Origin of the sequence: Cohnella sp. (assembly GCF_041640265.1) — a bacterium.
Taxonomy (GTDB): domain Bacteria; phylum Bacillota; class Bacilli; order Paenibacillales; family Paenibacillaceae; genus Cohnella.
The window spans coordinates 1-6,673 of the sequence record NZ_JBEQAP010000096.1; the positions used below are offsets into that span (position 1 = coordinate 1).

At 53.4% G+C, this 6,673-nt stretch carries 4 protein-coding genes and 1 pseudogene; 1 reads left to right on the forward strand and 4 read right to left on the reverse strand.

Features of this window, described 5'->3' with window-relative positions; genetic code table 11:
• Positions 1-16: 16 nt before the first annotated feature.
• Positions 17-694: a TetR/AcrR family transcriptional regulator gene (locus tag ACESLK_RS29600; protein ID WP_373233444.1), complete on the reverse strand. Its 678-nt coding sequence runs from the start codon at positions 692-694 to the stop codon at positions 17-19.
• A gap of 130 nt (positions 695-824) precedes the next feature.
• Between ACESLK_RS29600 and ACESLK_RS29605 the strand changes: the two are divergent.
• Positions 825-2,166, forward strand: a pseudogene (locus tag ACESLK_RS29605) (MATE family efflux transporter).
• Between the two features lie 155 nt (positions 2,167-2,321).
• Here the strand turns inward: ACESLK_RS29605 and ACESLK_RS29610 are convergent.
• From ACESLK_RS29610 to ACESLK_RS29620, 3 genes are all read right to left on the reverse strand, one after another.
• Positions 2,322-3,176: an alpha/beta fold hydrolase gene (locus ACESLK_RS29610; RefSeq protein WP_373233447.1), complete on the reverse strand. Its 855-nt coding sequence runs from the start codon at positions 3,174-3,176 to the stop codon at positions 2,322-2,324.
• A 6-nt stretch (positions 3,177-3,182) separates the two neighbouring features.
• Positions 3,183-4,757 (reverse strand): ABC-F family ATP-binding cassette domain-containing protein, encoded by a 1,575-nt coding sequence (locus ACESLK_RS29615; RefSeq protein WP_373233445.1) that lies wholly within the window; start codon positions 4,755-4,757, stop codon positions 3,183-3,185.
• A gap of 48 nt (positions 4,758-4,805) precedes the next feature.
• Positions 4,806-6,673 (reverse strand): penicillin-binding transpeptidase domain-containing protein (locus ACESLK_RS29620; RefSeq protein ID WP_373233446.1); only part of this gene is annotated, 1,868 nt, incomplete at its 5' end.

Here is a 6,673-nt window from a genome sequence, read left to right on the forward strand (position 1 = left end):
GCGGCGACTCCTATAGCTATTCCTGCTCCTTGATCACCTGTTCAATCCCCGACAGAATCAGCTTCAGACCGAATTCGAACGCTCCATCCGTTCCCATCAGCTCGAACAAGCCGCTCTTGAACATCCTCTTGAACAGCCCCGCTTCCGTCTCGGTCATCGTGTCCAGAAGACGGATCATCTCGTCGCCGGGAAGCTCCTTCTGTTCCTTAAGGATCGTGGTCACATTGCGCTGATGCTGATAATCGTCCAGAACGAAGTAGAACACATAGTTCAACAGCGTAAGAACCGCTTGGAATTTCTGTTCAGGCTCCAGCGGCGTCGACTCCACGCAGAACAGCGTACGGTTGGTGAAACGGATGTAGTCCGGCTCGTGAGGCAGCGTCAGCATCATAAGCTGCGTGGAGCAGGGATAGCGGCAGAGCACGCTCCTTACCGTTCTTGCAAGCTCCGCCAACAGCTCCTTCCAGTCTCCATCCGACCGGAACTCCTCCAGAATCATTTTCGACACCTGGTTGGCCAGACGTTGGTAAAGATCTTGCTTGCTCTTGAAGTACCAGTACAGAGAGGGAGCCTGGATTCCCAGCCGATCGGCCAACCGTCTCATACTGAACTTCTCGATCCCTTCCTCTCCCAGAAGCTCCCACGAGGCCTCCAGAATTTTATCCTCCGAAATCTGAGGCTGCTGTTTTTTCAACGAGATCCGCCCTTCTATCTAACGGTGTAAGTTTGTTCTTTACAGGTCCATAGGTTCATGATATCATCTAACACTGTAAGGTTCAACCTAACACCGTTAGACTGACAAACCAAAGAAAGAAGTGATCCGCATGGATGCTGAAAACCTCCACTATTTCGAAAAAGCGCCGGTCGCCAAAGCCGTAGCTCACTTCGCCGTACCGATGATGCTGGGCACGTCAATGAGCGTGATCTACTCCATCTTGAACGCCTATTTCCTGGGTACGCTCCACGATACCGCCATGTTAACCGCACTGGCGCTAACCTTGCCGTTGTTCGCGGTCATTATGGCGCTGGGCAACTTGATCGGCATGGGCAGCGGTACGTTCATCTCCCGTCTGCTGGGAGAGAAAAAATACGATGAAGTCAAGCATGTGTCTTCATTTGCCTTCTACATCAGCTTAGCTCTCGGAGTCATCGTGATGGCCGTCGGCCTCCCGTTGATCGACCCGATCGTTCATGGCCTGGGGGCAACGTCCGACTCCTACGGATTCACGAAGGACTATGTCACGATCATGCTTATCGGTTCGCCGTTCGTCGTCTTATTCTTCACGTTGGAGAATCTTGTGCGCTCGGAGGGAGCGGCAATCACGTCGATGGTCGGTATGATTCTCCAACATTATTCTTGATGCGATCGTCGTCTTCGCGCTCCATTGGGATGTGATCGGCGTTGCGTCCGCTACGGTCGTTTCCAACTTGATGGCGAGTGCTTTCTACGCCTTCCATATGGGATACAAGAGCCGATTCTTAACCGCCTCCATCCGATGGTTCAAGGTGACCAAGGCCATTCTGAGCAATGTACTCAAAATCGGGGTTCCCGTCTTTATTATGAGTGTCTTCTTGGGCGCCATGTCGCTCATCCTTAACCATTTTCTTGTGGAATACGGAGATTCGGCTGTAGCGGCTCACGGAATATCCTCGCGCTTATTGCAATTTCCCGAGTTTATTCTGATGGGCTTGTGCGAGGGAGTCGTGCCGCTTATTGCCTTCTCCTTCACGGCGAATAAATTGCGTATGAAACAAACGATCGGATTCACGATCAAAACGATTGTGGCGCTAGCCGTCGTGTTCGGCATCATCGTCTATCTGATTTCCGACCACTTGATCGGTTTGTTCACGAATGACCCGCAACTCATCGAGATGGGCAGCTATATTCTGCACGTGACGTTCCTATCCTTGCTCATTACGGGAATGACCACGTTGTTTACAGGGATCTTCCAGGCCACAGCGCAAGGGACCGCCGCCTTTGTGATGTCGGTTATCCAAGGAGTTACTCTGATTCCCGTGCTCTATATCGCCAACCAAATGAACGGGTTTCACGGGGTGGTCTGGTCGCTCGTCATCGCGGACGCCGTCGCATTCCTGGTCGGTGCCGTTATGCTGTACGTTCTTCGGAACAAATTGCAGCCGGAGTTGGAGGCTTTAGTTCAGTAGAGGATATGATGGCCTAACGAATTCATATTCCACTGGATCCGTACCCGGTCGCAACAAAATTACTGCAAGTTTAAGGGCCATCCTTTGCGGATGGCCCTTCTTTTTACAAAATCCACTAACCTATATTCCTACCCCTATTGACTTAATGGAGCGCGTTATTTATTTTGATTCAGAAATTCCCGGATATAACCAATCAATTCTGGACCATGGGACTCCAATGCGAAATGCCCGGCATCTTCAAAGATATGCATCTCTGCATGGGGCAAATCGTTGAGGTAAGGATGCGCGCCGCTCTCCGGGAAAATTTCATCCCCTTTGCCCCAAAGGATAAGCGTCGGCGGTTGAGCCTCACGGAAGTATTGCTGCCAAGCAGGATAAAGTGGAGGGTTTGTGCCGTAATCTAAAAACATATCCAGCTGAATCTCTTGATTGTTAGGTCTGTCGAGGAGTAACTGATCCAGCATATAGGTGTCCGGGCTGATCCGCGTGCTGTCTTTGACACCATGGGTATACTGCCATTTGGTTGCCTGGAAGCTGGTCAACCAGCGAAGGGCTTCACGTTTATCCGGATTGGATCGATCTTCCCAGTAAGCTTTGATCGGGACCCAGAAGTCTTTCAGACCTTCGTCGTAAGCATTCCCATTCTGTATGATCAGACCCTGAATGCGCTCGGGATGACGGGCTGCGATTCTGAATCCAACCGGAGCGCCGTAATCCATAAGGTAAACGAAGAACTTAGCGATGTTCAGCTGTTCCAAGAGCTTCTCAATCATCTGACTGAAACGGTCAAAGGTATATTCAAACTTGTCGTGATCCGGTGCGCTGCTGTAACCAAACCCCGGATAATCCGGTGCGATGACGTGATATCGGTCGGCTAATGCGGGAATCAATTGGCGATACATGTGACTTGATGTAGGGAAACCATGCAGCAACAGAACGACGGGAGAACCCTGTTCCCCGGCTTCACGATAAAAGATGTCTAAACCCTCAAGCGTTAAGGAGAGAGCGATTCTCTCTTACAAGCTCTGCTTGGTCACTCCCGTTACCGGATCGAAGGTCAGCAGCTCGGTCCCGATCTTATCGATGAAGAAGCGATCGTGGCTTACCGTAATGACCGCGCCGGGAAAATGGATCAGAGCTTGCTCCATAACCTGTATGCTCGTGAGGTCCAGATGGTTGGTCGGCTCGTCCAAGATGATAACGGCCGCGCCTGAGAGAAGACACTTGGCCAGCGCTACCCGAGCTTTCTGCCCGCCGGACAGATTGCCGATCGCCTTGCTCAAATCCGCTTCGGAGAATTGCAGCATAGCCAGGAATTTGTTCACCTTTTTACGTGGAGCGTCCAGTCCCAATCCGTACGTATTCACCGCGTGGCTGACCGTATCCTTAGGATCAAGCTCCTCCCAAATCCGGTTGAAGTAGGCGTAGTTAACGCCCTTCTCCCACACAACCTCCCCCGAATCCGGCTTCTCCTGCCCGATAAGCGCCTTAATGAGCGTGGACTTCCCGCTTCCATTCGGTCCCGCGATGACCAGGCGATCTTCTTTCTGAATATCGAAGCTAACGTTCTCGAAGATCTGCCTGCCCTCGTACGTCTGTCCGATCTTCTTCACTTCGCATAGCTTGTCCGGGAAGCGCAGCCTCTCGTAGATGTCGGTAATCAGTACGTTAACGGGATGCGGCTCTATCCGCTTCTTGTTATCCGCCAGCTTACGCGAGAGACGGTCCTTGGAACCGGAACGCCGGCTTGCGCGACTGTCGATCGCCTCGGACTCCATAAGCAGCAACTCTTCCTCCCACTCGAACTGGCGGTCCAGTTCCTTCTTGCGCATCTTCTTCTTGCGGACGTAATCAGTGTAGTTCCCTTCGTATTCCTGAAAACGATAGTTCTCGATCTCAATCGTGCGCGTGACGACCTTGTCGATGAATTGACGGTCATGCGACACCAGAATCATAGCTCCCTTGAATCGGTACAGCCACTGCTCCAGCCATACGATCCCTTCCATATCCAAGTAATTCGTCGGCTCGTCGAGCATAACGACATCGGGCAGCTCGATTAGCATTTTCGCCAACGCCGCGCGGTTACGCCATCCTCCGGACAACTCATCGATCGGTTGGTTGCGGGATCTGTCATTAAACCCCAGCTTCGTAAGCACCGTATTAATCTCGACGGACACGTTCCAGCCATCGAGATGCTCCATCTGTTCAAACAACTCCGCTTGCCTTGCCAGCAGCGCATCCATCTCGCTATCGTCGGCAACCGCACCCAGCTTATTTCCGATCTCTTGCAGCTCTCTTTCAATAAGGGCAACCTGCTCGAAGCATGCTTCCAGTTCTTGTTGAACGGACAGACTCCCACTCAATTCAGAGAATTGCGAGAAATACCCGATTCGTACTTGAGGATCTATTTCCACTCTGCCGGACGTCGGCTCTTCCTCGCCCATGATGAGCTTAAATACCGTCGACTTGCCGGCACCGTTTCGTCCGATTAGACCGATACGCTCCCCTTGCATCACTCGAAAATAAATATCGCGAAAGATCATGGACTCTTCATACTTCTTCGTGACGTTCTCCAACCGTATTACGCTCATGGCTATCCCCTTCTGGTTTAACACTCTCATCCAAAAAAACGATGGATACTACTGCTTCATTTGCTCGAAAATTCGTTTGACTTTTGGCGCTACGTAACGGCTGCCCCCGCGACTTTGTACGTTCTCGATCATCATGGAGATGAGCAGTTGTGGGTCATTCGCGTCAAACCCGACAAACCAGCCGTTTTCCTGCCCTTGGGTACCCTTGCTCGCCTTCAGCTCCGCAGTGCCCGTCTTGCCGGCGATCGATGCGCCGGCTATATAGGCGCCATGCCCGCTGCCCTCCGGACTCGCCACCGCCTTTACGAGATCGGCCTTGATGAGTTCCGCCGTATCCGCCGACATCGCTTGCTCCTTCCACAGCTTTCCCGCGAAAGCCGAATCGGCCTCCGACAGCTGCGGATAGGCGATATTCCCACCGTTAACAAGCGCGGAGTAGGCGAAGGCCACATGCAGCGTCGTCATCTCCACCTGTCCTTGCCCGTAGCCGGAGTCGGCAAGCTGAATATCGCCGGACGGCTCGCCTCCTCCACCGGCAAGCTTCGAAGCGCTGAACGGATAGGCGAGCGGAAGCGGTTCGCCTATTCCGAATCTCGCAGCGCCTGCGACGAATTGCTTTTTGCCGATTGCCAATGCCGTCTGAGCAAAATAGATATTGTCAGAATAGATCAGCGCCTTCAATAGATCGACCGAATTCACCTCGCGCACCCGCTTCACGTAATACTTCCCCCAGGAACTGTCTTTCTTCCAGGTCAATCCGGCAATCTCCTTCGCCACGTCCGGATCAAGCGCCCCGCTGTCGAGTCCGATCGCTGCCGTTATGGCCTTAAAGGAGGAGCCTGGCGCATACGTCCGGGAGAAACGGTTCAGGAATGGAAGGCGCGGATCTTCATTCCATTGTCGGTATTGTTCCTTGGACACGCCCTGTACGAAAGCGTTCGGATCGTACGACGGGCTGCTGAGCAGCGCCAGCACTTCGCCGGTCTCAGGCTGGATCGCCGCGACGGAAGCTTCATCGGCCTTGACTTCCTCGTAGATCGCTTGCTGCAACGCCGTATCCATCGTCAACTTGTACGTCACACCGTTATCGGCAGCCTGCCCCGCGATCACGGATTTTCGCACGCCAGCCCTATCGACAATAACAACTGCTTTGCCTGAAGTGCCGCGCAATTGCGTCTCAAGCGTAAGCTCCAGCCCCGTTTTGCCGATCAGATCGCCCACCTTATAGCCCTGAGCTTCGCGCGCCTTCAGCTCATCGGCATTGATCTCCCCGATATAGCCGATCAGATGAGCTGCCGCTTCACCGAGTGGATACCGCCGCACCATCACCTTCTGAGCAGCAACCCCCGGAAGCGCGACGAGTTCTTCCCTCACCGCATCATCGACCACTACGGCGATCGGAACGAACAGATTCGGCTTTACCCACGCCGCGCCAAGCTTACGGTCGATATCCTGTACGGTCATCCCCAGCTTCTTTGCCAGCGACGCTTTGATCGTATCGGCCGAATCCCCAAGCTTGTTCGGCACAATGCCGAGTTGCGCCGCCTCGACGTTGACCGCCAGCGGATTGCCGTTACGATCGACAATCTCGCCGCGTACCGCCGGAGTCTTCTCGATTCGCACCGTATCCCCTTCTTCCATGCCGGGGAAAATATACGAAGGATTCCAATCGATGGACCAGGACGTTACACCGTCCTCCACCGTCTTTCTAACCCGGCCATGGTTGTCGAAGGAGAGGGGTCCTTCCGCCGTATCCATAGTGACTCGATATTCAAACCTTTTGATAGCAGTCCCGTTTCCCGTCACAGCCGTACCTTCCGTCCCCGCTCCGTCCGACGTCTGTTGTTCGGCCGGAAGCGCCGTTACGGCCAGATTGGACACCTCAAGCGCATCATAGATCGTCTGATACCGCTTGA

What these genes read in the sequence shown, in the direction of transcription:
- ACESLK_RS29615 (WP_373233445.1), bottom strand. Translation starts at nt 4,757, where the DNA reads ATGAGCGTAATACGGTTGGAGAACGTCACGAAGAAGTATGAAGAGTCC.